This window comes from Nocardiopsis camelliae (assembly GCF_028993595.1).
Taxonomy (GTDB): Bacteria; Actinomycetota; Actinomycetes; order Streptosporangiales; family Streptosporangiaceae; genus Nocardiopsis; species Nocardiopsis dassonvillei.
In genome coordinates this window covers 5,792,161-5,818,773 of the sequence record NZ_CP118614.1, presented here as the reverse complement: position 1 = coordinate 5,818,773, position 26,613 = coordinate 5,792,161, and the positions used below count along the sequence as shown (strand labels likewise).

Below are 26,613 nucleotides of genomic sequence, written 5' to 3'. Positions count from 1 at the left end.
CTGCCGGTCCCTCCTCCTTCTTCCCTGGGAACCCCCATGATGACAATGCTGCTCGTCCTCGCCGTCCTGGCCGCCATGGTCGGCGGCGCGGTCCTCGCCGTAGGCAGGTTCCGCGTCGACGACGAATCCTCGGGAGGCGCCGTCAGCGTGGTCGTCGCCCCCTGTGTGCTCGCCCTCTACCTCGCGGCGGCGGCGATGGGTGTGGTGATCGGCTGGGAGAACTTCACCGGTGCCGGGGACGGGCTGACCGAGGAGACGGGCGCGGCCGACGCCCTGTACTGGAGCACCACCACCCTCCCCGCCGACGAGGCGGAAACGGTGCGCCAGCAGCTGCGCGCCTACATGACCGCGGTCGCGGACAGCGACTGGCCGATGATGCGCGCCGAGGGCGAGCTGAGCGAGGAGGGCGACGAGGCCCTGGCCGACCTGGCCGCGTCGGTGCGGGCGCTGTCGGTGTCCGACACCGGCGACGGCCTGGACCGCCTGACCGCCCGCCAGGAACTCGCGGAGCTCAGCGACGCGCGCATCGAACGCGCCGACGCGGCCGGGGACGGCATCCCGTCCGTCCTCAACGGCATCGCGGCCCTGTCCGCCATCGCGGTGGCGGTGCTGCCCTTCGCCATGATCCGGCGGGGCTCGACCGTGGCCTACTTCTGGGCGTCGGCCAACCTGGTGTTCGTGTTCGCCACGATCCTGCTGCTGTTCTACCTGGGCAACCCCTACAACGGGGCCCTGGCGCACGACGCGGGCGCGATCCAGGACGCGCTGGCCGGGTTCGAGCGGATCGACGCCTCACTCAGCCCCCAGTAGGGGAAAGCGGGCCGACGGGCCCCGGACGCGTCCTCGGGGGCCGCGTCCGGGGCCCGTCCGCTGTTTCCGGGCGCCGGCGGACGGCCGTGTCGGGCCGGGCGCGGTCGGGGCAGGTGTGGTCCGGTCAGGTACAGATGCGGGTGCGGTCGGGGCAGGCGCGAATGCGGATGCAGGTGCAGGCACGGTCGGGTCAGGCGCTGGCCGCGCCGGGGCGCTCACCCGCGGTCGGCCGCTCCGGGGCGGCGCCCGTCATGGCGCCGCCCCGGAACCGGTCAGCCCGAGGAGCGCGTGGCGGCGCGGCCCGCGCCCGCGGCGACCACGGCGATGACGACCATGAGCACCACCATGGTGCGCATGGGGGTGAAGGCTCCGGCGGCCTGCGGCGCGGAGTGCGGGGAGAGGTCGGCCAGCACCTGCTCCTGGACGGCCCGCTCCACCGGGGGCGGGGTCGAGGGGGACGCCGATGGCTCTTCGGGCTGCTCCGCGCGCTCCTGGGCGGGCTCCACCGGGTCGGCCTCCGGTTCGGGCGGCGAGGTCCCGGGCTCCTCCGCGGCCGGGGGAGCGGGCTCGCCGGGTGCGGGCGGTGCGGGCTCCCCGGGCTCCGGCTCGCCGGGCGCCGGGGGTGCGGGCGGTTCGGGTTCGGGGTAGCCGGGCTCCTCGGGGGGTGGCTCCGGCTGCTCGGGGCGCGGCGAGCACGGCGGCGCCTCGCCCGCGCGCACCACGACCCGCACACCGTTCGCGCACACCAGGACGTAGGACCCGGGGGAGACGTCCACCAGCGCGCCCGAGGTCTCCACGCGGACCCCGCCGGGGCCCACCTCCACGCGGGAGTTCCCGTCGTCCACGCTGATGCCGGTGCCGTCCGCGTTCACCTCCGGGACGGTGTCCGCCGCGCCGACCAGGGAGGCCGTCTCCAGTGGTCGGGCGGATGGGTCGTCCGGGGCGAGCGAGGGCGGGGCGCCGCAGCCGCAGGCGAGCAGGAGCGCGCCCGCCGCCAGCAGCGCGGGCAGAGCACGGCGTGAGGGGGGCATGGGACTCCTCGTGTCGCTGTCGGCACTACGGGTGATCGTACGCGGTCAGTCCGGACCCTACACCCGAGAACGCGCCCTCCGCGGCCCGCCCGACACGGAGGTTCCGCCGCCGGTTCCACCACCGACCCTGCCACCGGTACCGCCGCCGGAGCCGCCACCGGAGTCGGCGGCGGGGGGCACGGCCGCGCGGGTCAGGGGGAGTGCAGGCGCAGCACGGCGTGCTCGGCCCAGTCCGGCGGCCTGGTCAGCCGGGAGACGAGCACCATCGTCCCGAAGGCCAGCGGGATGGTCCACGCCGCGGGCTGTGCCAGCAGCACCGACAGCCACCCGACCGGGGGCGGCAGCAGGATCGACCACCCCACCGCGCCGGTCGCCGTCACGGCCCCCACGACCAGCCCGGACGCGGCCCCGGCCAGCGTCAGCCGCCGCCACCAGATGCCCAGCACCAGCAGCGGGCAGAACGTCGAGGCCGCCACCGTGAACGCCCACACCACCAGCACGTTGATGTCGATCAACTGCGCCGGCAGCGCCAGCAGCACCGCCACGCACGCGCCCACGGCCACCGCCAGGCGCAGCCGCGGCACGCTGCCCTGGAACAGGTCGTGCGACAGCCCGCCCGCCAGGGCCAGCAGCAGTCCGGAGGAGGTGGACAGGAACGCGCCGAACGCCCCCGCCGCCACCAGTGCCGTCAGCACCGTCCCCACCGAGCCCGGCACCGCCTGGGCGGGCAGCACCACCGCGACCGTGTCGGTGCCCTGGAGCAGCACCAGGTGCGGGGTGAGCACCCGACCGAGCAGCCCGTACACCGTCGGGAACAGGTAGAACAGCCCCAGCAGGGCGATCACGCCCACCGCCACCCGGCGCGCGGTCCGCGCCGTGGGGCTGGTGTGGAAGCGCATGATGACGTGCGGCAGCCCCATGCAGCCCAGCGTGATCGCCAGCAGCGTGGACCACGTCTCGAACAGCGGGTACCCGCCCATGTCCAGCAGCGGCGAACTCCACCGCTCGCTGCCCAGCTCCGGCAGCCCCGCCGGGTGCGGGATGGGCGCGCCCTCGGGGAACACGTACTCGGTGCCCGCCTCCACGCTGTGCTCCCCGGCCGCGAACTCCACCCGTTCGCCCCCGGGGGTGGTCACCGTCACCGGCTCGTCCAGGCCGAACCGGGTTCCCACGGTGAACTCCACCGGGGTCGTCTCGGGGAAGTGCGTGCCCCACTCGGGGTTGAGCGCCTCGGCCCGGGTCTGCGGACCGGCGTGCACCACCAGGTAGACCGCCGGGATGGCGATGAAGGCCAGCTTGACCACGTAGTGGAAGGCCTGCACGTAGGTCGCCGACCGCATCCCCCCGGCCGCGATCGAAGCGCTCACCACCAGCCCGGCGAGGAGCACCCCGACCCAGTACGGCGTGCCGCTGACCAGGGCCAGCACCACACCGGCGCCCTTGAACTGGGGCACCAGGTACAGCAGCATGATCACCAGCACCACGCAGCCGCACAGCTTGCGCAGGCGCGGCGCGCCCAGGCGGTACTCGGCGAAGTCGGGCACGGTGAACGCCCCCGACCGGCGCATCGGTCCGGCCACCAGCGCCACCACCGCCACGTAGCCCGCGGCGAACCCCACCGCGTACCACATGGTGCCCAGACCGTTCTTGAGCAGCAGTCCCGCCAGTCCCAGCACCGAGGCGGCCGACAGGTACTCCCCGGCGATCGCCATCGCGTTCCAGTTGGGGGAGATCCGCCGCGAGGCCACCAGGAAGTCGGAGGTCGAGCGGGCCGCCCGCACCCCGTAGACGCCGATGACCAGACTGGTGAGCAGGACCAGCCCGATCGCCAGGACCGCGATCACCACGTGCGCCCCGCGTCCCCGCCGCCTTCGGGCCCCGGCCTCCGCGCGGGTCCGGCGCCCCGGTCGAACTCCCCGCTGCCGGGTTCCGCCCGCTCCGGCGCCCCGGCGCTCTCGGCCCGGTCCTCGACCCGCTCGGCCGAGCGCACGTGCCACAGCGCCAGCCCGAACAGCATCGGGTAGATCGCCACCGTCAGCAGCAGCCACGACAGCGGGACCCCGCCCAGACGGACCTCCCCCAGAGCGGGGAAGAGCGCGAACGCGCCGCTCATCCCGAACAGCAGCACCGACAGCACCGCCACGGTGCGCACGGCGGTCCGCCGCTGGGCCCGGAACAGCGCGCGCGCCGCCTCGGTGTCCACCGGCTCCGGGATCGGCAGCAGGTGCTGCGCGGGCCGGTTGCCCCGGGCCAGCGCGATCCGGGTCTGCGGGCTGGTCAGCTTCTCGCGGCGCGGGCTCACGGCGCCTGCTCCCCCTCACCGTCCCGCGGCCGGGAGGCGGGGCCGCCCTGGGCGTTGGCGGACCGGCCGAGCTGGTCGCGCCGGGCCGCCTCCAGCAACTGGGCGCGCAGGTGGCGGCCGTGGCGGCGACTCACCGGCACGTCCCCGGCCGGGGTGCCCGCCACCAGGCCGGACGAGGAGGTCACCCGCAGGTCGCGCACCCACGGGATGGCGATCAGGAACCCCCGGTGGACCCGGACGAACCCGGCCGAGGCCCACACCTCCTCCAGGTAGGACAGCGACAGGCGGATGAGGTGGCCGCCGTCGGCGGTGTGCAGGCGCACGTAGTCGCCCTGGGCCTCCACGAACTGCACGTCGTCGCGCTTGACGAACACCGTGCGCCTGCCGGTGTCGATCTGCACCACGTGCAGGTCCTCGGCGGGCGGGGTCCCGCCCCCGGGCCTGCGCAGCTGGGCGATGCGGCCCACCGCCTCGGCCAGGCGCTCGGGCCGGATCGGCTTGAGCAGGTAGTCCACGGCGCCGATGCCGAAGGCCTCCACGGCGTGGGCCTCGGAGGCGGTCACGAACACGATGGACGGGGGTTCGGACAGCACGCTCAGCACCCGGGCCACGTCCATGCCGTCCAGGCCGGGCATGAGGATGTCCAGGAACGCGGCGTCGATGGTGGTGGTGCCCAGCAGCCGCACGGCGGTGGCGCCGTTGTCGGCCACCAGGACCTCCGCCACCTCGGGCATGTCGCCGAGCAGGGACGCCATCTCCTGGCGGGTGGAGGCCTCGTCCTCGACCACCAGCACCCGCAGTTCGGGCTTCAACGCGCCACCACCCCCCTGGTGAACCTGGGCACGCGCACGGTCACCTTCGTCCCCTCCCCCAGCGCGGTCTCGATCACCAGACCGTACTCGGGTCCGTAGACGGCGCGCAGCCTCTGGTCCACGTTGGCCAGGCCGACGCTGCGCGACTCCGGGCCGGTACCCGCCAGCAGGGAGCGGGCCAGGTCGGGGTGCATGCCCACTCCGTCGTCCTCGATCTCGATGACGCACAGCGGGCCCTCGCCGAAACCGGAGACGCTGATGTGGCCGCGGCCCTCCTTGCGCTCCAGCCCGTGCCGGATGGCGTTCTCCACGATCGGCTGCACGACCAGGAACGGTATGGCCACCGGAAGCACCTCGGGGGCTATCCGCACGGTGATGTCCAGGCGGTCGTGGAAGCGGGCCCGCTGGAGTTCGAGGTAGGTCTGGGTGGCCTCCAGCTCCTCCGAGAGGGTCGCGTAGTCGCCCTTCTCCGAGAAGCCGTAGCGCAGGTAGTCGGCGAAGTCCGACAGCAGGTGGCGGGCCCGGTCGGGGTCGGTGCGCACCAGGGCGGCGATCACCGCCAGGGCGTTGTGCACGAAGTGGGGGGAGATCTGCGCCCGCAGGGTGCGCAGGTCGGCGGCGGCGATCCGCGCGCGGGCCCGGCGCAGCGCCGCGTGGTCCAGGCAGTCCGAGACCAGCGCGGCGGCGGCCTCCACGTCGGCCTCCACGGGATGGCCCGAGGCCACCAGGGCGCCGGAGATCTCGTCGGCCACGGTCAGGGGGACCGCGCACGCCGACGTGCCGTCGGGCAGGCGGATCCTGGCGTTGCTCCCGTACTCGAAGACCTGGGAGAGCAGGCCCTCCACCTCGGAGGGCGCGGGGCTGGTTCCGTGCGCGGCGACAGGACCGTCCAGGTCGGCCAGGACGACGCCGTCCACGGCCAGGAGCTGGCGCAGCCGCCTGGCGGCCGAGGGGACCCTCCGGCCGTGCAGCCCGTCCCGGAGGTCGACGCCGAGGGCGTGGACCTGACGCATCAGCTCGACGCTCGCCCGCTGCTCCGAGGACGCTGGGCGACGTCGGGAGGGGGACACCCGCGACAGCCACCGGTATGACACGGAACGACCCTATCCCAGCGGACTGTGTCGGTGCTCACGTGGCCGGGGTCACCTTTCGAATCGTGACGCAAATGCGCGCTCGCGCCGCGGACGGGAGCCGGGCCCGCCACCGGGAGCGGTGGCGGGCCCGGAGGCACCACCTCTAGTGGTTGGCCGCCTTCTCCGCGCCCGCGCCGGTCAGGGCGCGGACCTGGAGCTGGGCGAACTTGTCGAAGTCGCGCTCCTTGGACGACAGGGTTCCCACGATCGCGCACAGCAGGCTGATCGGCACCGACACCAGGGCCGGGTTGGGCAGCGGGAACCAGGCGAAGTCCGCGGTCGGGATGAGCGCGGTCTCGCTGCCGGAGACCACGGGCGAGAAGAACACCAGGCCCACGGCGCTGATCAGGCCGCCGTAGATGCCCGCGAGGGCGCCCCGGGTGTTGAACCTCTTCCAGAACAGGCTGAGCAGCAGGGTCGGCAGGTTCGCCGAGGCCGCCATCGCGAACGCCAGCGAGACCAGGAAGGCCACGTTGAGGTTCTGCGCGAACACCGCCAGCAGGATCGCGACCACGCCGACGCCCAGGGCGGACAGGCGGGCGACCCGGACCTCCTCGGCGCCCGTGGCCCTGCCCTTGCGCAGGACCGAGTTGTAGAAGTCGTGCGCGATGGAGGACGAGGAGGCGATGACCAGGCCCGCCACCGTGGACAGGATGGCCGCGAAGGCCGCCGAGGCGATGATCGCCAGCAGGACCGCGCCCGCCATCTCGCCGCCGATGCGCTCGCCGACCACCTGGGCCAGCTGCGGGGCCGCGGTGTTGCCCGCGCCGTCCTGCGCCGTGATGGCCTCGTGGCCGACGATGGCCGCCGCGCCGAAGCCCAGCACCAGGGTCATCAGGTAGAAGGTGCCGATGAGGCCGATGCCCCAGTTGACCGACTTGCGGGCGCTCTGGGAGTCGGGGACGGTGTAGAAGCGGATGAGGATGTGCGGCAGACCGGCCGTGCCCAGCACCAGGGCCAGACCCAGGCTGATCAGGTCCAGCTTGTTCCACAGCGTCTGGAGCGGATCGCCCGCGACCTCCACCCCGTAGCGCAGGCCGGGCTCCAGGAAGCCCTCCTGGCCGCTGGCCGCGGCGGCGTCGCTCATCAGCGCGCCGAGGTTGAACCCGTACAGGGACAGGGTCAGCACGGTGAGCAGGGCGGCGCCCAGCATGAGGATGAGGGCCTTGATGATCTGCACCCAGGTGGTGCCCTTCATGCCGCCGAAGGTCACGTAGATGGTCATCAGCAGGCCGATGACCACGATGCCGACGATCTTGGCGGTGGCGGCGTCCATGCCCATGAAGGTCTGCCCGGGCTGGATGCCCAGCAGCAGGGCGATGAGCGCGCCCGCGCCGACCATCTGCGCCAGCAGGTAGAAGATCGACACCACGATCGTGGAGACCGACGCGGCCGTGCGCACCGGGCGCTGCCGCATCCGGTAGGACAGCACGTCACCCATGGTGTAGCGGCCGGAGTTGCGCAGCAGCTCCGCGACCAGCAGGAGGGCGACGAGCCAGGCGACGAGGAACCCGATGGAGTAGAGGAAGCCGTCGTAGCCGAACAGCGCGATCATGCCCGCGATGCCCAGGAAGGACGCGGCGGACATGTAGTCGCTGCCGATCGCCAGGCCGTTCTGGAGCGGGGAGAAGCCGCGCCCGCCCGAGTGGAAGTCGGTGGCGGAGCGCGTGCTGCGGCCGGCCCAGACGGTGATGCCGAGCGTGGCCGCGATCATGAGGACGAAGAGGACGATGGTGATGATGCGGCTGCTGTCGCTGACCGTCTCGACAGCTTCCTGGGCGAGGTTCATCGGCCGCCCTCCTTGTTCGCCGCGTTGTAGTGGAGCTCGTCGCGCAGCTCGACCGCCTGGGCGTCGAGCCTGCGGCGCGCGTAGTTCGTGTACAGGACGGCGATCCCGAAGGTCGACACGAACTGGAGGACACCGAAGACCAGGGCGACGTTGACGCTGCCGAAGAGCACCACGCCCATGAGGTCGCGGCCGAACGCGGACATGAGCACGTAGAGCAGGTACCACGCCATGAAGGCGAGGCTCATCGGGAAGACGAACCTGTACAGCCGCCGCTTGAGCTCGACGAAGCGCGGGTCGCCGTGCATGGTGACGTAGGCCTCGGTCGGGATCGCGTCGCCGTTTCCGTCGCCGTCGGGCGGCGGGGCCGGGTCCTTCGTTGGCCGGTCTGTTGACATGCTCTACCTCCGGGGGGATTTCCGTGCGTCCGGCGGCGACGGCGCCGCTCTGGTGTGATCTGCGTTACGGGGAACTGTAAGGAGCGGCACTACCGCGAAGGAGGGGGCTCGTGCGCACGCGCGCCGAACGCGGGGGAGGAGCGTCGAACGGTCGCCCAGCGCGCGGTGAGCGGTCGTCCGGCGCGCCGAACGGTCGCCGAGCGGCTCCGGTCCAGACCACGGGCCCCGCGGCGCACGCGCGCGCGGAGCCCGTTCCGCGGGGGTTCCGGTGCCCGGGGGAGGGGTCCGGGGGCCGCTCCCGGTGGTGAGACACGCCTCCACCCCACCCGGAACGCCCGTCCGGCCCGGGGCGTTGTAGCTTGTGCACCATCACCGCCGTCGCGGACATCCGCGTCGGCGCGTTCCGCGATACCCCGGACGAGGTGCGCCGTACCCGGTGACGACAAGACGGCGCGTTGGACAACGCACGTCACACGTCACGGAGGTAGGCATCATGGCCTGGATCGTTCTGGTGATCTCGGGGTTCCTGGAGACCGCGTGGGCCCTCTCGCTCAGCGCCTCGAAGGGCTTCACCCGACTGTGGCCGTCGGTGACCTTCGGGGTCACCCTGTTCCTGAGCATGGCCGGTCTGGCCTACGCGCTGCGCACCATCCCCGTCGGGACCGGCTACGCGGTGTGGGTGGCCATCGGAGCCGTCGGCACCGCGCTGGTGGGCATGTTCTTCCTCGGCGAGGGCTTCACCTGGGCCAAGCTGATGTGCCTGGTGCTCATCGTCTCGGGCGTGGTGGGGCTCAAGCTCCTGCACTAGGAGCCGCGTCCCCGGACGGGCGGTCTCCTCGTCCTTCCGGGACCGTGTACACGACGGCGGGGGCCGGCCCCCGCCGTCGTCACGGGAGCGTCACCGCGCGGCTCAGGGCGACGGGGACCGAGAGGTGCCGCGGCGGGTGCCGCCCCGCCGCCGGTCGAGGTGGACGGCGTGCTCCAGATAGCGTTCGATCAGGGACGCCGCCACCGGGTTGTGACCCCGGACGCGGAGCAGCCAGTGCGGCGCGATCCTCTCGTGGAGCCACAGGAAGCCGATCGTGAACCCCAGGCTCAGCATCGCCTGGAGGGCCAGGAAGGACAGGAGCGGCTCCCCCAGCACGGTGTCGTCGCCCAGCGCCCACGCCACGGCGTAGGAGTCGATCAGCCGGGAGACGGGGAACCCCACCAGCCAGTACAGCGCCATGGGCGCCACCGCGCCGACCTGGAAGACACCGCGCGCCAGCAGCACGCAGTACCCGGCGCCGAACAGGGCCAGGGGTACCCCCAGCCCGGCCGCGAGGGCGAGGGTGACCACCGGGGACAGCCCGGCCATCACCGCGACGGCCGTGGCGAACAGACCGGCCACCACGCCGATCAGCGCGCCCGGCAGCGTGATCTCCACGTGGTCGAGCACGGGCCTCCCCGCGGGGAGGGCTTCCCGGGCGCCCATCAGTCGATCACGACCCCGAAGGCGAACAGCGAGTAGAACAGGGCGCCGAGGTAGAACACCGCCGCGAAGGCGATGACGGCGTTGGAGAGGATGCCCGGCCGGATCGGCTTGGGCAGGGTGAGGTTGTTGACCAGCAGCAGCACCACGCAGTAGGCGCCCATCGCGAACGCCGACAGGAAGGCCAGCACGTCCAGGATCGCCGCCGGGCCGTCGGCGGGGCCGAAGAGCAGGATCACGATGCCGAAGGCGATCAGGCCCCACAGGAAGAGGGCGTACAGCCTCGACATGCCGACCTTCTTGGCGCCCGGCACGAAGTTGAAGGTCATGTCGGCCTGGCCGCGCGAGAAGGAGTCGAACAGCCCCAGCGTGGCGTTGAGGCCGATGAGCGCGATGAAGCAGAAGAACACCGTGCCCAGGACCGGGCTGCCGGCCGCCGAGAAGGAGGCCGCCATGGCGTCCAGGGCGGCGTCGCGGTCGCCGTCGCGCAGCAGGTCGGTCACGTTCGGGTCGAAGCGGGCCGAGGCCTGGGCCAGCACGGTGAAGGAGATCGTCACCAGCATCGTGATGCCCCAGAACAGGACCATCGCGTCGAAGGTGACCCAGCGCCGCCAGCCCTTCCACTTCTCCATCTCCGAGGCGTCGGAGGTGTCGAACATGAAGCCGCGCGTGGGCATGGTCTCCTGCTCGCCCGCGTGCCGCAGCCCCCGGATCTTGGGGATGTGCGAGCCCATCCCGGCGCCCTTGTCGCGCAGGTGCAGGGTGTACCACATCTGCTGCATGCCCGAGGGCCCGGCGAAGGCGATGGAGCCCACGATCACGGGGAACCACAGGGCCGTGGTGGCCTCCTCCGGCAGGTAGCCGAACGCGAACATCCCGGTGAGGGTGGAGGTGAGGTCGGACAGGTCGCCCACGATGGCCGCGATCACGGCGCTGCCGACCACCAGCATGCCGATGCAGATCGACAGCACGTTCTCCAATAGGTTGTAGATGACCTTGGCCAGTGTGAACACCACACCGACGAGGAGCATCCCGGCCACCGCCGTGACCTGCCAGGGGATGCCGGTCACCCGTTCGAAGGCCGAGGCGCCCGCCGAGAGGTGGCCCGGCCAGATGTAGACCAGCATCGCCGTGATGAAGAAGAACCACATGAGCGGTTTGAACACGCGCGCGGCGCCGTAGAAGATGCTCTCCCCGGTGGCCATCGCGTACCGCGACATCTCCAGCATGACCACGGCCTGGAGGGTGACGCCGACCAGGAACAGCCAGCGGATCTCGGGGCCGAACACGAGGACCAGCCTCGGCCACATGTAGGACTCGCCCATGCCCACGCCGAGGGCGACGAGGAACACGGTGGGGCCCAGGATGTGGATCGAGGGCGGCGCCTTGGGCAGGGGGCGGATCGGCATCGGCTCCAGCCGGCCCGCCTTCCACACGCGCTCCTCGGGCGGAGCGCCGCCGGGGGCGGACGGACCGGAGGCGGCCTCGGCCCCGGGGGGAGCGGCCTGCCTCTGGGCGGGTACGAAGGGTGGCTGTGCGTCGGTCGGGGACTGGCGGACCGGTTCGGGCGTGCCGCCGGTCTCGGGGCGTGAGGAATCCATTGCTGGGAACTCCCTGTGGGCTGTGCGGATGCGAGCTGCTTGCTGGCATGGCGCCCCCGGGTGGTGCGGACTCCTCTCTGCCGGACGCACGGGCGAGGTCACCGCGACGCAGGGGCTGCGTCGCGCGGTGGGGGACCCGGCGGCCGTGTGGCGGCGGCTCCGTGGCCGCCGGGTTCAGGGGTGGTGCGCGTTGCTGCGGGGCCCGGCCGGGGCCGGAGCACCGACCGGGCACTGGGTCAGAGTAGTCCCGCGGCGCGGGCCCAGCGATACTTCGCGCCGAGAATCTGCACGGGCTTCTCGGTGGTGTACGGGAAGGCCACGACGCCGTGCTCGAACAGGTACCGCGAGGCCTCCTCGACCTCGGTGTCACCCGAGAGCGAGGCGACCACGGGCTTGTCGATCCCCTTGGCCCTGGCCTCGGCCACCACGTCGGCGACCACCTTCGCGAAGACCATCGGCGGCGTGATGATGGTGTGCCAGTAGCCCAGGATGAGCGCGTGCACCCGCTCGTCCTCCAGGCCCAGGCGGATCGTGGCCTCGTAGGTGGAGGGCGGCTCGCCGCCGGTGATGTCCACCGGGTTCCCGGCGGCGCCGAAGGGCGGGATGAAGGCCCGGAACGAGGCGTCCAGGTCCGGCGGGATCTCGTAGAGGCTCATCCCGTTGTCCACCACCGCGTCGGAGAGCAGCACGCCCGATCCGCCCGCGCCGGTGATGATGACGACGTTCTCGCCCTTGGGGGTGGGCAGGACCGGCAGCGCGCGGCCGAACTCCAGCAGCTCGTTGAGCCCGGGGGCCCGGACCACGCCCGCCTGGCGCAGGATGTCGTCGTAGACCTTGTCGTCGCCCGCCAGCGCGCCGGTGTGCGACCCGGCCGCGCGCGCCCCGGCGTCGGTGCGCCCGGCCTTGAGCACGATGACGGGCTTGTGCGGCACGACCTCGCGGGCGGCCTCGACGAAGGCGCGGCCGTCCTTGAGGTCCTCCAGGTGCATGGCGACGGCGTTGGTGTTCTCGTCCTGGCCGAAGAAGGTGAGCAGGTCGTCCTCGTCGATGTCGGCCTTGTTGCCGACGCCGACGATGGCCGAGACGCCGGTGCTCGTGCTGCGGCTGTAGCCGAGGATGGCCATGCCGATCCCGCCCGACTGCGAGGTCAGGGCGGTGCCGCCGCTGACGTCGTAGGGGGTGCAGAACGTCGCCGACAGCTTCTCGGGCGTGTAGTAGTAGCCGTAGATGTTGGGCCCGAGCAGGCGCACGCCGTGCCTGCGGGCGACGGCGAGCACCTCGTCCTGGAGCTCCTGCTCGCCGGTCTCGGCGAACCCGGAGGGGATGAGGACCGCCGCGGCGGCCCCCTTGGCGCCGACGTCCTCCAGCGCGCCCGCCACGAACTTGGCGGGGATCGCGAAGACCGCCACGTCGACCTCGCCGGGGATGTCCAGGACGCTCTTGTAGGCCGTGCGGCCGTACACCTCGGAGGACTTGGGGTTGACCGGGTACACCTCGCCCGCGTACCCGCCGTCGACGATGTTCTTGATGACGGAGTGGCCGATCTTGCCGGGCTCGTTGGAGGCGCCGACGATCGCGATCGACCGCGGCTTGAAGACCCGGTTCATCGCGGCGAGGATCTCGTCCCTTTCGAACCGCGCGGGCGGCTCGGGCGGCGCGAAGTCCAGGACGAAGCGCAGGTCGGCGGCCACGGCGGAGGCCGGTCCGGCGAAGACCGGGTTGAGGTCGGCCTCGGCGATCTCGGGGAAGTCGGTGACCAGGTCCGACAGCCTGCTCACCACGTCGGCCAGCCGCTCCCTGTCCACGCCGGGGCGGCCGCGCACGCCGCGCAGGACCTCGGCCGCGCGGATGTCGTCGATCTGGGTCAGCGCCTCCCCGCGGGAGACCGGGGCCATCCGGAAGGTGACGTCGCGCAGCACCTCGACCAGGACGCCGCCCAGCCCGAAGACCACGATCTTGCCGAAGGTGGGGTCGGTGGTCGCGCCGACGAGGACCTCGACCTCCGGTCCGCCGCCGACCTGCTGCTGGATCTGGACCCCGTCGATGCGCGCCCCCGGGGTGTGGGCCAGGGCGTTGGCGGTGATGCGCTGGTAGGCCCCGGCGACCGCTTCGGCGCTGTCCAGGCCGACCTCGACGCCGCCCGCGTCGGTCTTGTGCAGGATGTCGGGGGAGACGATCTTGGCCACGACCGGCAGGCCGAGTTCTCCGGCGAGTTCGGCGGCCTCCTCGGCGGAGTGCGCCAGCGCCTCGCCGGGGACGGGGATGCCGTAGGCGTCGGCGAGGACGCGGCCCTCGGGGGCGGTCAGGGCGCTCCTGCCCTCGGCCCTGGCGCGGTCGAGCACCTCGCGGACCGCGGCGCGGTCGTGGTCGGGGCGGTCGGGGGTGTAGGCGGCCATGTGTTCAGATCACTCCGTTCGATGCGAGTTCGGCCAGGTCCTCGTCGGACAGCCCCAGTTCGCCGCCGTAGACCTCGGCGTTGTGCTCGCCGAGCAGCGGGGAGCGGACGACGTCCACCGGTGAGTCCGAGAGCCGGATCGGCGAGGAGACCGTGTCGTAGGAGCCCCGCTCGGGGTGCTCGACGGTGGTGACGACCCCGTTGGCCCGCAGGGTGGGGTCGTCGATGATCTCGCGGGTGGACATGATCGGCCCGCAGGGGATGTTGTGCGCGTTCAGCGCGGCCAGCACGTCCCACTTGGGGATCTGGCTGGCCCACTCCTCGATGAGGGCGAACATCTTGTCGAGCTTGTCCAGCCGGGCCTCGGGGGTGGCCCACTCGGGGTCCTCGGCCAGCTCGGGACGGCCGATGAGCCGTGTGATGGGCTCCCAGCCGGTGGGCTGGACGATGACGTACACGTAGTCGTTGGGGCCGCCGGGGGAGGTGCGCACGGCCCAGCCGGGCTGGCCGCCGCCGGAGGCGTTGCCGGAGCGGGGGACCTCGTCGCCGAAGTCGTCGTTGGGGTACTCCGCCAGCGGTCCGTGCGCCAGGCGCTGCTGGTCGCGCAGCTTGACCCGGCACAGGTTGAGCACCGCGTCCTGCATGGCGACCTGGACGCGCTGGCCCCGGCCGGTGTTGGTGCGCTGGTACAGCGCGGCGAGGATACCGGCTACTGTATGCATCCCTGTGCCCGAGTCACCGATCTGGGCGCCCGTCGCCAGCGGCGGGCCCTCCTCGAACCCGGTGGTGCTCATGGAACCGCCCATCGCCTGGGCGATCACCTCGTAGGCCTTGAAGTCGGCGTAGGCGCCGGGGCCGAACCCCTTGATGGAGGCGTAGACCAGCCGCGGGTTGGCCTCGGCGAGCACCTCCCAGGTGAAGCCCATGCGGTCCAGTGCGCCGGGGGCGAAGTTCTCCACCAGCACGTCGCTGCGGCGGACCAGGTCCAGGAAGATCTCCTTGCCCTTGGGGCTCTTGGTGTTGAGGGTGACGCTGCGCTTGTTGGAGTTGAGCATCGTGAAGTAGAGGCTGTCCACACCGGGCTTGTCCCGGAGCTGGCGCCGGGTGATGTCACCCGTGACCGCCTCCACCTTGACCACGTCGGCGCCCATCCAGGCGAGTATCTGCGTCGCCGACGGGCCCGACTGGACGTGGGTCATGTCCAGGACGCGGACCCCGTCGAGTGCCTTGCCCATGACTCTCTCCTTCCTGGTCCGGGCTACTTGTACATGGTCTGGTTCATCGTCCCCGGGGCGTAGACCTCGGGGTCGATCCAGACGTTGATCAGCGAGGGCTTGCCGGACTCGCGGGCGCGGCGCAGCGCGGGGGCGATGTCGGCCGGGTCCCGGACCTCCTCGCCGTGGCCGCCCAGCATCCGGGCGAACTCGGCGTAGTTGACGTCGCCCAGGGTGTTGCCGATCTCGCCCCGGTCCGCGCCGTACTTGGCGATCTGGCCGTAGCGGATCTGGTTCATCGAGGAGTTGTTGCCCACGATGCCGACGAAGGGCAGGTCGAAGCGGACCAGGGTCTCGAAGTCCCAGCCGGTCAGGCTGAACGCGCCGTCGCCGAAGAGGGCCACCACCTCCTTGTCCGGCCGGGCGTACTTGGCCGCCATCACGAACGGGACGCCCACGCCCAGCGTGCCGAGGGGCCCGGGGTCCATCCAGTGGCCCGGCGACTTGGGTTGGACCACTTGGCCGGAGAAGGTGACGATGTCGCCGCCGTCGCCGACGTAGATGGAGTCCTCGGTGAGGAACTGGTTGATCTCGCTGACCAGCCGGTAGGGGTGGATGGGCGTGGAGTCGGAGGTGAGCAGGTGCGCGCGCTTGTCCAGTGCGGCCTGCTCCTGGGTGCGCAGCTCCTCCAGCCAGGTCTTGCGGCTCTGGGCGCCGTTGTCCCCGTAGCCCGAGGTCGCCTGGAGCACCGAGGACAGGATCACGTCGGCGTCCCCGACCAGCCCCAGGTCCACGTCGCGGTTCTTGCCGACGGTGGCGTAGTTGAGGTCGATCTGCACCACCGTGGCGGTGGGCGAGAGGCGCTTGCCGTAGCCCATCCGGAAGTCGAAGGGGGTGCCGACGATGATGATCAGGTCGGAGTTGGTGAAGGCGTAGCGCCGGGAGAGCTGGAAGTGGTGCGGGTCGCCGGGCGGCAGGGTGCCCCGGCCCGCGCCGTTCATGTAGGCGGGGATGTTGAGCGCGCGCACCAGGTCGGTGGCGGACTGGGTGGCCCGGGTGGTCCACACCTGGTTGCCGAGCAGGATGCTGGGCTTCTCGGAGCGCACGATCAGGTCGGCCAGCCGCTCGATCGCGGCGGGGTCGCCCGCCTGCCGGGTGGAGGCGCGGTAGCGGCCCTTGGCGGGGATACGCGCTCGCTCCACGGGCACCTCGGCGTCCAGGACGTCGCGGGGGATCTCCAGGAAGGCCGGGCCGGGGGCGCCGCTGTTGGCCTCGCGGAAGGCCATCGAGACCAGGTCGGCGACCCGCTCGGTGTGCGGCACGGTGGCGGCGAACTTGGAGATCGGGTTGATCATGTCCACGTGCGGCAGGTCCTGGAGCGAGCCCATCTTGTGCTGGCTCAGGGCGCCCTGGCCGCCGATGACCAGCATCGGGCTCTCCGCGCGGTAGGCGTTGGCGATGCCGGTGACCGCGTCGGTGGTCCCCGGTCCGGCGGTCACGACGGCGCACCCGGGCTTGCCGGTGACGCGGGCGTAGCCGTCGGCGGCGTGCGCGGCGACCTGCTCGTGCCGTACGTCGACCACGTCGATGCCCTCGTCGGCGCATCCGTCGTAGATGTCGATGATGTGTCCGCCGCAGAGCGTGAAGATCACGTCGATCCCCTCGGCCTTGAGGGCCTTGGCGACCAGGTGGCCGCCGGAGATCGTGGTCTTCTCGCTGCTGGTGGACTCGCTGGTTGCCTTGTCGGCCATCGGTACGCCGACCCCTTTCGTGCGGGTGTGCGGTGTGCGGGACGTGTCCTGCGGTGGCTTGTGCGGTGCGACCGTCTTCTGTAGGCGGAATACTGTATACCGTGTGCAACACATTGGAGCACGGTGCCGCGTCGGTGTCCAGACCCCGTGTGGGGCGGGTGTGGTCCGGACCGGGAGCGGACGCCTGAGCAGGGCCGCCAGGACGGCCGCCGCGCCGCAGAGCGCCCCGGACGCGGCCAGGCCCGCGGGCCACGCGGAGGCCGGCGCCAGGGCCAGGAACAGCGCGGCCCCGCCGACCCCGAGCAGGCCGCCGACCGCCTTGGAGCTGTAGACCAGGCCGTGGATGTCGGCGGTCCAGCGCGGCCCGAAGTGCCCCTCGGTGATCGCCCGGGTCAGCGGGTAGCACGAGCCGGTGCACGCGCCCGCCGCCAGCGCGAGCAGCACGAGTGCGGTGCTCTGCCCGGTCGGGACGGCGACGGCCAGGCCCGCCTGGGCGAGCGCCCCAGCGCACAGCAGCGCGGTGAGCGTGCGCCTGCGGCCGGTCCGCTCGGCCGCGGTACCCGCGGCCAGCCGTCCCAGGCCGCTGCCCGCCGCGAAGGCCGTCACCGCCAGGGCGACCGCCGCGCCCGGGTGGCCGCCGTCCGCCAGGAGGACGGGCAGCACGGCGAGGGTGGACAGCGCGCTCGCCCCGGACAGCGCGACCACCGCGTGCAGGAGCGGCAGGGAGCGGCCGGAGGACCACGCCTGGGCCGGGGTGAGGTCGCGGGCCCACGGCGGGTCGGCGCCCGCCAGCAGCGCGCTCGCGCGCGGGTCGGAGCCGGGCGGCCACCACCTGGGCGGGGCCGGGCGCTGCCCCGCGCCGCCCACCAGCCCCAGGACCGCGACCAGCAGGGCGAGCGCCCCGCAGACGACGGGCAGGGCGGCAGGGGAGGCGCCGAGCGCGACGGCGGGCAGGAGGGGCGTCCAGCCCAGGGCGAAGGCGCCGCCCACGGCGCCCGAGCGCACGGTGCGCCGGTCCGGGAACCAGCCGTCCACCAGGTGCGCGCAGGAGTGGTAGACCAGCCCCGCGCCCAGACCGCCCAGGAGGCCGTAGCCCAGGACTGCGGCGGGCAGCGACGGGAAGGCGCCGAGCGAGACCAGGGCGGCGGCGCACAGCAGCGCACCCGCCTGGACGGCCGGTCCGGCCCGCACGGCTCCCCGGGCCCGGAGCCGGTGCAGCGCCGGCGCGCAGGCGCCCTGCACCAGGGTCCAGACCAGGAAGGGGGCCAGCGCCTGGGCGGGCGACCAGCCGTGCGCGGCCACCAGCGAGGGGACCGCGGCGCCGTAGCCGAACTGGAGTCCGCCGACCGCCGCCGCGGCGGTCAGCGCGCGGAGCAGGATCGCGCGGCGGGACCGGCCGGTGAGCGCGCGGGCCGAGGGGCCCACCGCGTAGCTCCTGCCGCGCCAGTCGCGCACCTCCTCGGGGGAGGGGGCGGCGGAGGAGGGGGTGGAGGGGGACGGAACGGGGGCCGGACGGCGGCTGCGCATGACGACACCTCCTTGTATGCAGTATGCAAAGGGCACGTCGATCTGGAAAGGGGTGACCGGGGACACATTTCTGCCCGAAGGGCTATTGCATACTGCATACAGTATGGCGTAACACTGGAGGTGACCGAGAACCACGCACGTGAGGAGGCCCGGTGGATCTGTACGAGTACGAGGCCAAACAGCTCTTCGGGGAGTACGGCGTCCCCCTCGTCGAGGGCGAGATCGCGGACACCCCCGAACAGGCCCTGCTGGCGGCCGGACGGATCGGCCACCGGGTGGTGGTCAAGGCGCAGGTCAAGGCCGGTGGTCGCGGCAAGGCCGGCGGCGTCAAGGTCGCCGAGGGCCCCGAGGATGCCCGGGCCAGGGCCGAGCAGATCCTCGGCATGGACATCAAGGGCCATACCGTCCGCCGCGTCCTCGTCGAGGAGGCCTCCGACATCGCGGAGGAGTACTACTTCTCCTTCCTGCTGGACCGCGCGAACCGCACCTTCCTGTCCATCTGCTCCGCCGAGGGCGGCATGGACATCGAGGAGGTCGCCCGGACCCGGCCCGAGGCGGTCGTGCGCACCCCGGTCGGCCCCGGGGGCGTGGACCACGGGGCCGCCCTCGCGATCTGCCGCGCGGCCGGGCTGCCCGAGGAGGTGCGCGACTGCGCGGCCCAGGTGGTCACCCGGCTCTGGCAGGTCGCCGTCGGGGAGGACGCCACCCTCGTCGAGGTCAACCCCCTGGTCCGCACGGCCGACGGGCGGATCATCGCCCTGGACGGCAAGGTCACCCTGGACGGCAACGCCGCCTTCCGCCACCCCGAGCGGACCCCGTTCGCCGACGGCGCCGACACCGACGAGCGCGAGCGCACGGCCAGGGCCAGGGGCCTGAACTACGTCAGGCTCGACGGCGAGGTCGGCGTCATCGGCAACGGCGCGGGCCTGGTCATGTCCACCCTGGACGTGGTCGCCCACGCGGGCGGGGCGCACGGCGGCGTCAAGCCCGCCAACTTCCTGGACATCGGCGGCGGCGCCTCGGCCGAGGTCATGGCCAACGGCCTCGACATCATCCTGGGCGACCCCTCGGTCAGGAGCGTCCTGGTCAACGTCTTCGGCGGCATCACCGCCTGCGACGCGGTGGCCGAAGGCATCGTCCGGGCCCTGGACATGCTGGAGGGCCGCAGCGGCGACGAGGGCTTCGACCAGCTCGGCAAGCCGCTGGTCGTGCGCCTGGACGGCAACAACGCCGAGCTGGGCCGCGAGATCCTCACCAGACGCGCCCACCCGGCCGTGCAGCAGGCGGACACCATGGACGGCGCCGCCGCCCGGGCCGCCGAGCTCGCGGCCGCCAACTGACAGCGGCCGCACACCCCCGACGGGAGCGACGAACACACATGGCCATCTTCGTGAACAGCGACAGCAGAGTCCTGGTGCAGGGCATGACGGGCTCTGAGGGCACCAAGCACACCCGGCGCATGCTCGCCTCGGGCACCACCGTCGTGGGCGGAGTCAACCCCCGCAAGGCCGGTCAGAAGGTCGACTTCGACGGCACCGAGGTGCCCGTCTTCGGCTCGGTGGCCGAGGGCATGGCCGCCACCGGCGCCGACGTCACCGTCATCTTCGTGCCGCCCAAGTTCTCCCGGGACGCGGTCTTCGAGGCCGTCGACGCCGGGATCGGGCTGGCCGTGGTCATCACCGAGGGCATCCCGGTGCACGACACGGCCGCGTTCTGGGCCCACGCCCAGGCCAAGGGCAACAAGACCCGCATCATCGGCCCCAACTGCCCCGGGCTGATCACGCCGGGCCAGTCGAACGCGGGCATCATTCCGGCCGACATCACCAAGCCGGGCCGGATCGGGCTGGTGTCCAAGTCCGGGACGCTGACGTACCAGATGATGTACGAGCTGCGTGACATCGGTTTCTCCTCGGCGGTGGGCATCGGCGGGGACCCGATCATCGGGACCACGCACATCGACGCCCTGGCGGCGTTCGAGGACGACGCGGACACCGACGTGATCGTGATGATCGGTGAGATCGGCGGGGACGCCGAGGAGCGTGCGGCGGAGTTCATCCGCGACAACGTGACCAAGCCGGTGGTGGGTTACGTGGCGGGCTTCACCGCTCCGGAGGGCAAGACGATGGGCCACGCGGGCGCGATCGTGTCGGGTTCCTCGGGCACGGCCGCGGCCAAGAAGGAAGCGCTGGAGGCCGTCGGCGTCAAGGTCGGCACCACCCCCAGCGAAGCGGCCCGGATGGTGCGCGCCGTCCTGGGCGGGACCCCCCTCGGAGAGGAGGCGGGCGCCCTCCCCGAGGCGGCGCCCACGGCGCGATGACGGCGACGCTCAAGCCCGGCACCGACTGGGCGATCCTGTACACCCGCTGCCGCGAGGCGGCCCCCGAGGCCTTCGGCCCCGACCGGACGCACAACCACTGGGGCGGCCGGTGGCGCGCCGACGGCGGGCCCCGGACCGCGTACTCGCCCGTGGACGGCTCGGAGATCGCGGGCCCGCCCATGCTCGACGGCGCCACCGCCGCCCGCGCGGTCGCCGGGGCGGCCGGGGACCACCGCCGCTGGAGCGCACTGCCCCTGGCCGAGCGCCGCGAGCGGGTGCGCGCCGCGGTCCGCTCCTGGGAGCGGCACCGCGACACCCTCGCCCTGGCCCTGGTCTGGGAGATCGGCAAGCCCTGGCGGCTGGCCCGCCAGGACGTGGACCGGGCGATCTCGGGGGTCGAGTGGTACCTGGACGGCGTCGAACCGATGCTGGAGGGCCGCCTGCCACTGGACGGCCCGGTCAGCAACATCGCGAGCTGGAACTACCCGATGAGCGTGCTGGCGCACGCGATGTGCGTCCAGGCGCTGGCGGGCAACGGCGTGATCGCCAAGACCCCCACCGACGGCGGACTGGTCTGCCTGACCCTGGCCGTGGCCCTGGCGGTCCGCGAGGGCCTGCCGTTCACCCTGGTCAGCGGAGGCGGTAGCGACCTCTCCCCGGCGCTGGTGCGCGGGCCCGAGATCGGCTGCGTGTCCTTCGTCGGCGGCCGGGACACCGGCGGCCGGGTGGCGGCCGACCTCGCCGACCTGGGGCGGCCGCACGTCCTGGAGCAGGAGGGGCTCAACTGCTGGGGCGTGTGGGAGTTCGGGGACTGGGAGACCCTCTCCGGGCAGATCCGCAAAACCTTCGACTACGCCAAGCAGCGCTGCACCGCCTACCCCCGGTTCGTCGTGCAGCGCTCCCGCTTCGACGCCTTCCTCGACGCCTACCTCACGGCGGTCCGGTCCGTGCGCTTCGGCCACCCCCTGGCCGTGGAAGCCCCGGGGGACGACCTGCCCGAGCTGGACTTCGGCCCGGTGATCAACGCGGCCAAGGCCAAGGAGCTGACCGACCGGGTGGCCGAGGCCGTCGCGGGCGGGGCCGTGCCGCTCTACCGGGGCGGGCTGGAGGACGCCCTCCTGCTGCCGGACCAGAACACGGACGCCTACGTGGCCCCCGTGGCCCTCCTGGAGCCGCCGCGCTCCTCGCCGCTCTTCCACGCCGAGCCCTTCGGCCCGGTCGACTCGATCGTGCTGGTGGACACCGAGGCCGAGCTGCTGGCCGCCATGAACGCCAGCAACGGCGCCCTGGTCGCCACGGTCTCGTGCGACGACACCGACACGGCCGCGCGCCTGGCCGCCGGGGTGCGGGCCTTCAAGGTCGGCGTCAACCGGCCGCGCTCGCGCGGGGACCGCGAGGAGCTGTTCGGCGGCTGGGGCGACTCCTGGCGGGGTGCCTTCGTCGGCGGCGAGCTGCTGGTCCACGCGGTCACGAGGGGACCGGCGGCCGAGCGCCCGCCCGGCAACTTCCCGCACTACACCCTGCGCCCCGAGGGACGCGTCTAGGGAGAAGCGCGGTCTTCCGGGTGACCGGCGGCTCCCCGGAAGACCGTCCTCCTCAGACAGCGATCAGGCGGTGTCACCGTGTCCCCCGGACAACTCCGTCCTGGCCCAGGCGCGCTCCTGCCCGGTGAAGGCGCCGTGCTCCTCCTGGTAGTCAGCGAGATCCCGGGCGATCAGGTCGCCGCGCAACCGGTGCTCGACCTCTTCGGCGGTGTGGGCGTGGAGCGCTCGCCCTACGGTGACGGCGTGCGCTGCGCCGACGACGTCCTCGGGAGACGAGTGGCCCGTCCGAACCGAGGAGGCGCTGCCCACGGGAAGCCTGTCTTCAGCCATGCGGCAAGTGTGCCAAAGCTGAGGGGAACGAGGAGTCGGCTCCGCGTCGTGAAGGCGCGCCGGAGTGTCGGGAGCGGTCGGTGCAGGGGGCTGGAGCGCACCGGCCGCTCCCGCGTCTACCGACCCGGACCGCGGACGCCTCCCGTGGCCGCCGAAGGCGCGGCGTGCGCCTTCTCCAGGAGGATCCGGTGCCGTCCGGCGTAGACGTTCATGGAGGTTCCCCGGAGGAAGCCGACCAGGGTGATGCCCGCCTCCGCGGCGAGGTCGACGGCCAGGGACGAGGGCGCGGAGACGGCGGCCATCATCGGGATGCCGGCCATCCACGCCTTCTGGACCAGCTCGAAGGAGGCCCGCCCGGAGACCATCAGCACCGTCTCGCGCAGCGGGAGCCGGTCCGAGCGCAGCGCCCAGCCGACCAGCTTGTCCACCGCGTTGTGGCGGCCCACGTCCTCGCGCAGGGCCAGCAGCTCGCCGTCGGCGGTGAACAGGCCGGCGGCGTGCAGGGCGCCGGTGCGCTCGAACACCCGCTGGGCCTCGCGCAGCCGGTCGGGCAGCGAGGTCAGGGTCTCGACCCCGACGCGCAGCCCGTCCGCCTCCACCTGCCACACGGCCTGGGTGCGCACGGCGTCCAGGCTCGCCTTGCCGCACAGGCCGCACGAGGAGGAGGTGTAGAAGTTGCGTTCCAGGGAGGTGTCGGGGCGGGGGACGCCCGGGGCCAGGGACACGTCGAGCACGTTGTAGGTGTTCGAGCCGTCCTCGGTGGCCCCGGCGCAGTAGCGGATGGCGGTGACCTCCTCGCCCCGGGAGACCACGCCCTCGCTCACCAGGAACCCCGCGGCCAGGTCGAAGTCGTTACCGGGGGTGCGCATGGTGACGCTCAGCGGATCCCCGTCCAGCCTGATCTCCAGGGGCTCCTCGACGACCAGCGTGTCCACGCGCTCGGTCGCGGACCCGTCCCTGATCCGGAGCACCTTCTCCCGGGCCGTGACCCGTCCCATCCGTCCCACCGCCTTCTGGTGTGCCTGTGTCCCGGTTCTATCTGATTTCGCCCGGTTTCTCATCCCCTGAGGTGGGCCCGCCCCCGTGCAGGGGATCAGCCGCCGCCGCGCCGCTGCACGTGCTGGAAGCCGAACCGGCCCTTGATGCACAGGTTCCCGTGCGTCACCGGGTTGTCATGCGGCGAGGTGACCTTGACGATCTCGTTCTCCTGCACGTGCAGCGTAACGTTGCAGCCCACACCGCAGTAGGTGCACACCGTGGTGGTCTCGGTCTGCGCCTCCTCGTTCCAGGTACCCGCCTCGCGCATGTCGAACTCGGTGCGGAAGGACAGGGCGCCGGTGGGGCACACCTCGATGCAGTTCCCGCAGTACACGCAGGCCGAGTCGGGCAGCGCGACGTCGTGCTCGGTGGAGATGCGCGCGTCGAAGCCGCGCCCGGCCACCCCGATGGCGAAGGTGTTCTGCCACTGGTCGCCGCAGGCGTCCACGCACTTGTAGCACATGATGCACTTGGAGTAGTCGCGCACGTACAGGTCGTTGTCCACCTTGGCGGGCTGCTCGACCGTCTCCGCGACCGCGCCGTCGCCCGGCTCGTGGTCGCCCGCGTGGCGGGCGTCGCGCACGCCCAGCGCCGCGGCCCCGGCGCGCGGGCCGAACCGCCCGGGCTCGGCCTCGTAGCGCTCCATCCACCCGGCCGCCTCGGGCGTGGTGGACAGGTCCACGGAGGAGCCGAGCAGTTCCAGGACCATCTTGCGGCTGTGCCGCACCCGCTCGGAGTCCGTGGCCACGCTCATGCCGGGCTCCAGCTTGCGCGAGCAGGCGGGGGCGAGCGTGCGCGCGCCCTCCACCTCCACCACGCACACCCGGCAGGCGTTGCGGGGGGTGAGGGTGTCGCCGTAGCACAGGGTGGGGATCTCGGTCCCCTCCCCGGCGCAGGCCTCCAGGATGGTGGTGCCCTCGGGAACGCGCACGGTGCGCCCGTCGATGGTCGCGTCGATCAGCCGCTTGGGCGGGGCCAGGAGTACGGGGACGGTCATCGGGCCTCCTCGGTAGCCGCCCGGGTGCCCGGGCCGGTGCTCTGGTGGGTGTCGTCGGTCGCGTCGAACAGGCCGAGCCGGTCGATCGCCGACTCCACCGCGTTCCACGCGGTCTGTCCCAGGCCGCAGATCGAGGCGTCGCGCATCGCCAGGCCGACCTCGCGCAGCAGGGGCACCTCGGCGGCGGCGTCGCCCCCGGACCTGATCCGCAGCAGCGACTCCTCCTGGCGCACGGTGCCCACCCGGCAGGGCACGCACTGGCCGCAGGACTCGTCGCGGAAGAAGGCCGCCACCCGGACCAGCGTCGCGACCAGGTCGGCGGTGTCGTCCAGGACCAGCACCACCCCCGAGCCCAGGGACGTGCCCGCCGCGCGGGCCCCCTCGAAGGTCAGCGGGATGTCCAGCTCGTCCCCGCGCACGAAGGTCCCGGCCGCGCCGCCGAGCAGGACCGCCTGGATGGTGCGCCCCTCGGGCATCCCCCCGGCCGCCTCGATCAGGTCGCGCAGGGTGGCGCCGAAGGGCAGCTCGTACAGCCCCGGGCGGCGCACGCCGCCCGACAGGCAGAACAGCTTGGGGCCGGTGGACTGGCCGGTGCCCACGGCCGCGTAGGCCGGGCCGCCCATCAGCAGGACGGGCAGCACGTTGACCAGCGTCTCGACGTTGTTCACGGCGGTGGGCTTGCCGAACAGCCCCTTCTCCACGGGGAAGGGCGGCTTGCTGCGCGGTTCGCCGCGCTGCCCCTCGATGGAACCGAAGATCGCGGTCTCCTCGCCGCAGATGTAGGCGCCCGCGCCGCGCCGGATCTCGATGTCGAAGGCGAAGCCCGAGCCCAGGACGTCCGGGCCCAGCAGGCCCCGCCCGCGGGCCAGGGCGACGGCGTTCTCCAGGTGGCGCAGCGCCCGGGGGTACTCGCCACGGATGTAGAGGTAGCCGGTCCGCGCGCCCACGGCGTACCCCGCGATGGTCATCGCCTCGACGACGGAGAACGGGTCGCCCTCCATCAGGACCCGGTCCTTGAAGGTGCCGGGTTCGCTCTCGTCGGCGTTGCACACCAGGTAGTGCGGGCCGTCCGGCTGCTGGGCGGTGGCCTGCCACTTGCGCCCGGTCGGGAAGGCGGCCCCGCCCCGGCCGACGAGGCCGGAGTCGGAGACCTCCCGGATGACACCGGCGGGGCCCAGGCGCAGCGCCCGGCGCAGCGCGGCGTACCCGCCCGCGGCGCGGTAGTCGTCCAGGCTGAGGGGGTCGACGGTGCCGATCCGGCGCAGCAGCACGTGGTAGGGCGAGCCCGCGTCGGGCACGGCCGCGGCGGGGTCGGGTTCGGACTCGGTCCCGGGCAGCGGGTCCGCGCCGAAGGTGGTGGCGGGCCGGTGGCCGTCGGCCTCCGGCGCCCCGGTCCCGGACAGGGCCCCGGCGGCCATCGCGTCCAGCGCCTCGGGTGTGGCGGGGGCGGCGACGGCGTACCGGGCGGGGGCGCCCGCCTCCAGGGCCAGGGCGGCGGGCGCGCGCTCGCACATGCCCAGGCACGGGCTCTCGTGCCAGGCCGCCTCCCCGTCGTGGCCGCCGGGCGGGCCGAGGCGTTCGGTCAGCCGGGCGCGCATCCCGTCCGAGCCGGCCGCCGCGCATGCGATGTCGGTGCACAGGTGCACGACCCGGCGGGGCCTGCGGTGCAGGGCGAACATCGCGTAGAAGGAGGCGACGGCGTAGGCCTCCGCCGGGGGGACGGTCAGCCTGCGGCAGATGTGGTCGAGGGCGGGGCGGCTGATCCAGCCCACACGGTCGTTCACCGCGTGCAGGGCCGGGAGGAGAAGGTCGCGCCGGTCGCGGGCGGAGTGGCCGCCCCGCGCGTAGCGCAGGTCGGTGTCCTGGCGGGTGCCGCCGTCCCAGCCGGACTCGGGCGGCCCGAGCACGCTCTCGACGGCCTCGCGTTCGGCGGTGGTGGGCGTCTCGTCCAGGAATCGCAGGTCCACGCCGTGGTCACCTCATATCGAGTGTAATCCAGATCACAGGATTCTGTATACAGAGAACAGTATGATGGCGGTGTTCGGGTTGACAACCCCTGTAAGCGGTAAGATCGCGTAAGGATGCGTCCGAGTGTTCGGACCGCGATCGCAGGGCGCTGACCTGGCATGACGGGCCGTGCCGCCGCCGCAGGGGGC

21 protein-coding genes and 1 riboswitch are annotated in these 26,613 nt (G+C 72.9%); of the genes, 5 read left to right on the top strand and 16 right to left on the bottom strand.

Annotated features, from left to right (window positions below):
* Positions 1-36: 36 nt before the first annotated feature.
* Positions 37-810, top strand: a complete 774-nt coding sequence (locus PV789_RS25375) for a bestrophin-like domain (RefSeq protein ID WP_274974878.1) — start codon at positions 37-39, stop codon at positions 808-810.
* Positions 811-1,082: 272 nt separating this feature from the next.
* On the opposite strand, the gene PV789_RS25370 is transcribed toward PV789_RS25375, so the two are convergent.
* The 7 genes from PV789_RS25370 to PV789_RS25340 all read right to left on the bottom strand — a co-directional run bounded on the left by PV789_RS25370 (position 1,083) and on the right by PV789_RS25340 (position 8,272).
* Positions 1,083-1,841 (bottom strand): hypothetical protein, encoded by a 759-nt coding sequence (locus PV789_RS25370; protein WP_274974877.1) that lies wholly within the window; start codon positions 1,839-1,841, stop codon positions 1,083-1,085.
* 191 nt (positions 1,842-2,032) lie between these two features.
* On the bottom strand, positions 2,033-3,688 hold the full coding sequence (locus PV789_RS25365) for a sodium/solute symporter (RefSeq protein ID WP_274974876.1): 1,656 nt from the start codon (positions 3,686-3,688) through the stop codon (positions 2,033-2,035).
* On the bottom strand, positions 3,682-4,143 hold the full coding sequence (locus PV789_RS25360) for a hypothetical protein (RefSeq protein ID WP_274974875.1): 462 nt from the start codon (positions 4,141-4,143) through the stop codon (positions 3,682-3,684). The genes PV789_RS25365 and PV789_RS25360 overlap by 7 nt, the downstream gene beginning before the upstream one ends.
* Entirely contained in the window at positions 4,140-4,955 is an 816-nt protein-coding gene (locus PV789_RS25355; protein WP_274974874.1) for a LytR/AlgR family response regulator transcription factor, read from the bottom strand. Before PV789_RS25355 ends, PV789_RS25360 begins: the two co-directional genes overlap by 4 nt.
* Positions 4,952-5,968, bottom strand: a complete 1,017-nt coding sequence (locus tag PV789_RS25350; RefSeq protein WP_274974873.1) for a sensor histidine kinase — start codon at positions 5,966-5,968, stop codon at positions 4,952-4,954. Before PV789_RS25350 ends, PV789_RS25355 begins: the two co-directional genes overlap by 4 nt.
* Positions 5,969-6,191: 223 nt before the next feature.
* The gene (locus PV789_RS25345) at positions 6,192-7,877 is read right to left on the bottom strand and encodes a monocarboxylic acid transporter (RefSeq protein WP_274974872.1); all 1,686 of its coding nucleotides are present in this window, start codon (positions 7,875-7,877) and stop codon (positions 6,192-6,194) included.
* On the bottom strand, positions 7,874-8,272 hold the full coding sequence (locus PV789_RS25340; RefSeq protein WP_274974871.1) for a DUF485 domain-containing protein: 399 nt from the start codon (positions 8,270-8,272) through the stop codon (positions 7,874-7,876). Before PV789_RS25340 ends, PV789_RS25345 begins: the two co-directional genes overlap by 4 nt.
* 390 nt (positions 8,273-8,662) lie before the next feature.
* Positions 8,663-8,729, top strand: a riboswitch (guanidine-III (ykkC-III) riboswitch).
* Positions 8,730-8,765: 36 nt separating this feature from the next.
* On the opposite strand from PV789_RS25340, the gene PV789_RS25335 reads away from it, so the two are divergent.
* Positions 8,766-9,080 (top strand): DMT family transporter, encoded by a 315-nt coding sequence (locus PV789_RS25335; protein WP_274974870.1) that lies wholly within the window; start codon positions 8,766-8,768, stop codon positions 9,078-9,080.
* A gap of 102 nt (positions 9,081-9,182) precedes the next feature.
* Here PV789_RS25335 and PV789_RS25330 read toward each other — a convergent pair whose 3' ends face one another.
* The 5 genes from PV789_RS25330 to PV789_RS25310 all read right to left on the bottom strand — a co-directional run bounded on the left by PV789_RS25330 (position 9,183) and on the right by PV789_RS25310 (position 18,231).
* Positions 9,183-9,710: a hypothetical protein gene (locus PV789_RS25330; protein WP_274974869.1), complete on the bottom strand. Its 528-nt coding sequence runs from the start codon at positions 9,708-9,710 to the stop codon at positions 9,183-9,185.
* Positions 9,711-9,745: 35 nt separating this feature from the next.
* Positions 9,746-11,344 carry an Nramp family divalent metal transporter gene (locus tag PV789_RS25325; RefSeq protein WP_274974868.1) on the bottom strand — a complete coding sequence of 533 codons (1,599 nt, stop codon included), beginning with the start codon at positions 11,342-11,344 and terminating at the stop codon, positions 9,746-9,748.
* Positions 11,345-11,580: 236 nt separating this feature from the next.
* Complete coding sequence (locus tag PV789_RS25320; RefSeq protein WP_274974867.1) at positions 11,581-13,740, bottom strand: acetate--CoA ligase family protein; 2,160 nt, start codon at positions 13,738-13,740, stop codon at positions 11,581-11,583.
* A gap of 4 nt (positions 13,741-13,744) precedes the next feature.
* Positions 13,745-14,974, bottom strand: coding sequence for a formyl-CoA transferase (frc, locus tag PV789_RS25315; protein WP_274974866.1), 1,230 nt, complete (start codon positions 14,972-14,974; stop codon positions 13,745-13,747).
* A 23-nt stretch (positions 14,975-14,997) separates the two neighbouring features.
* Positions 14,998-18,231, bottom strand: coding sequence for an MFS transporter (locus PV789_RS25310; protein ID WP_274974865.1), 3,234 nt, complete (start codon positions 18,229-18,231; stop codon positions 14,998-15,000).
* Between the two features lie 152 nt (positions 18,232-18,383).
* On the opposite strand from PV789_RS25310, the gene sucC reads away from it, so the two are divergent.
* From sucC to PV789_RS25295, 3 genes are read left to right on the top strand one after another with little or no spacing between them, the layout of a single operon-like run.
* Positions 18,384-19,571 carry an ADP-forming succinate--CoA ligase subunit beta gene (gene sucC, locus PV789_RS25305; protein WP_274974864.1) on the top strand — a complete coding sequence of 396 codons (1,188 nt, stop codon included), beginning with the start codon at positions 18,384-18,386 and terminating at the stop codon, positions 19,569-19,571.
* 38 nt (positions 19,572-19,609) lie between these two features.
* Positions 19,610-20,548 (top strand): succinate--CoA ligase subunit alpha, encoded by a 939-nt coding sequence (gene sucD, locus PV789_RS25300; protein WP_274974863.1) that lies wholly within the window; start codon positions 19,610-19,612, stop codon positions 20,546-20,548.
* A complete protein-coding gene (locus PV789_RS25295) occupies positions 20,545-22,092 on the top strand; it encodes an aldehyde dehydrogenase family protein (protein WP_274974862.1) in 1,548 nt (515 codons plus the stop codon). The genes sucD and PV789_RS25295 overlap by 4 nt, the downstream gene beginning before the upstream one ends.
* Before the next feature lie 63 nt (positions 22,093-22,155).
* On the opposite strand, the gene PV789_RS25290 is transcribed toward PV789_RS25295, so the two are convergent.
* From PV789_RS25290 to PV789_RS25275, 4 genes are all read right to left on the bottom strand, one after another.
* Positions 22,156-22,422 (bottom strand): hypothetical protein, encoded by a 267-nt coding sequence (locus tag PV789_RS25290; RefSeq protein WP_274974861.1) that lies wholly within the window; start codon positions 22,420-22,422, stop codon positions 22,156-22,158.
* A gap of 116 nt (positions 22,423-22,538) precedes the next feature.
* Positions 22,539-23,420: a formate dehydrogenase accessory sulfurtransferase FdhD gene (gene fdhD, locus PV789_RS25285; RefSeq protein WP_274974860.1), complete on the bottom strand. Its 882-nt coding sequence runs from the start codon at positions 23,418-23,420 to the stop codon at positions 22,539-22,541.
* A 95-nt stretch (positions 23,421-23,515) separates the two neighbouring features.
* On the bottom strand, positions 23,516-24,457 hold the full coding sequence (locus tag PV789_RS25280) for a 2Fe-2S iron-sulfur cluster-binding protein (RefSeq protein ID WP_274974859.1): 942 nt from the start codon (positions 24,455-24,457) through the stop codon (positions 23,516-23,518).
* On the bottom strand, positions 24,454-26,424 hold the full coding sequence (locus PV789_RS25275; protein WP_274974858.1) for an NAD(P)H-dependent oxidoreductase subunit E: 1,971 nt from the start codon (positions 26,422-26,424) through the stop codon (positions 24,454-24,456). Before PV789_RS25275 ends, PV789_RS25280 begins: the two co-directional genes overlap by 4 nt.
* Between the last annotated feature and the right edge of the window lie 189 nt (positions 26,425-26,613).

Excerpts from the sequence above, each read along its gene's own strand:
- PV789_RS25375 (WP_274974878.1), top strand. The coding sequence starts at position 37 with ATGATGACAATGCTGCTCGTCCTCGCCGTCCTGGCCGCCATGGTCGGC.
- PV789_RS25370 (WP_274974877.1), bottom strand. The coding sequence starts at position 1,841 with ATGCCCCCCTCACGCCGTGCTCTGCCCGCGCTGCTGGCGGCGGGCGCG.
- PV789_RS25350 (WP_274974873.1), bottom strand. The coding sequence starts at position 5,968 with ATGCGTCAGGTCCACGCCCTCGGCGTCGACCTCCGGGACGGGCTGCAC.
- PV789_RS25345 (WP_274974872.1), bottom strand. The coding sequence starts at position 7,877 with ATGAACCTCGCCCAGGAAGCTGTCGAGACGGTCAGCGACAGCAGCCGC.
- PV789_RS25340 (WP_274974871.1), bottom strand. The coding sequence starts at position 8,272 with ATGTCAACAGACCGGCCAACGAAGGACCCGGCCCCGCCGCCCGACGGC.
- PV789_RS25335 (WP_274974870.1), top strand. The coding sequence starts at position 8,766 with ATGGCCTGGATCGTTCTGGTGATCTCGGGGTTCCTGGAGACCGCGTGG.
- PV789_RS25325 (WP_274974868.1), bottom strand. The coding sequence starts at position 11,344 with ATGGATTCCTCACGCCCCGAGACCGGCGGCACGCCCGAACCGGTCCGC.
- PV789_RS25320 (WP_274974867.1), bottom strand. The coding sequence starts at position 13,740 with ATGGCCGCCTACACCCCCGACCGCCCCGACCACGACCGCGCCGCGGTC.
- frc (WP_274974866.1), bottom strand. The coding sequence starts at position 14,974 with ATGGGCAAGGCACTCGACGGGGTCCGCGTCCTGGACATGACCCACGTC.
- PV789_RS25310 (WP_274974865.1), bottom strand. The coding sequence starts at position 18,231 with ATGCGCAGCCGCCGTCCGGCCCCCGTTCCGTCCCCCTCCACCCCCTCC.
- sucD (WP_274974863.1), top strand. The coding sequence starts at position 19,610 with ATGGCCATCTTCGTGAACAGCGACAGCAGAGTCCTGGTGCAGGGCATG.
- PV789_RS25295 (WP_274974862.1), top strand. The coding sequence starts at position 20,545 with ATGACGGCGACGCTCAAGCCCGGCACCGACTGGGCGATCCTGTACACC.
- PV789_RS25290 (WP_274974861.1), bottom strand. The coding sequence starts at position 22,422 with ATGGCTGAAGACAGGCTTCCCGTGGGCAGCGCCTCCTCGGTTCGGACG.
- fdhD (WP_274974860.1), bottom strand. The coding sequence starts at position 23,420 with ATGGGACGGGTCACGGCCCGGGAGAAGGTGCTCCGGATCAGGGACGGG.
- PV789_RS25280 (WP_274974859.1), bottom strand. The coding sequence starts at position 24,457 with ATGACCGTCCCCGTACTCCTGGCCCCGCCCAAGCGGCTGATCGACGCG.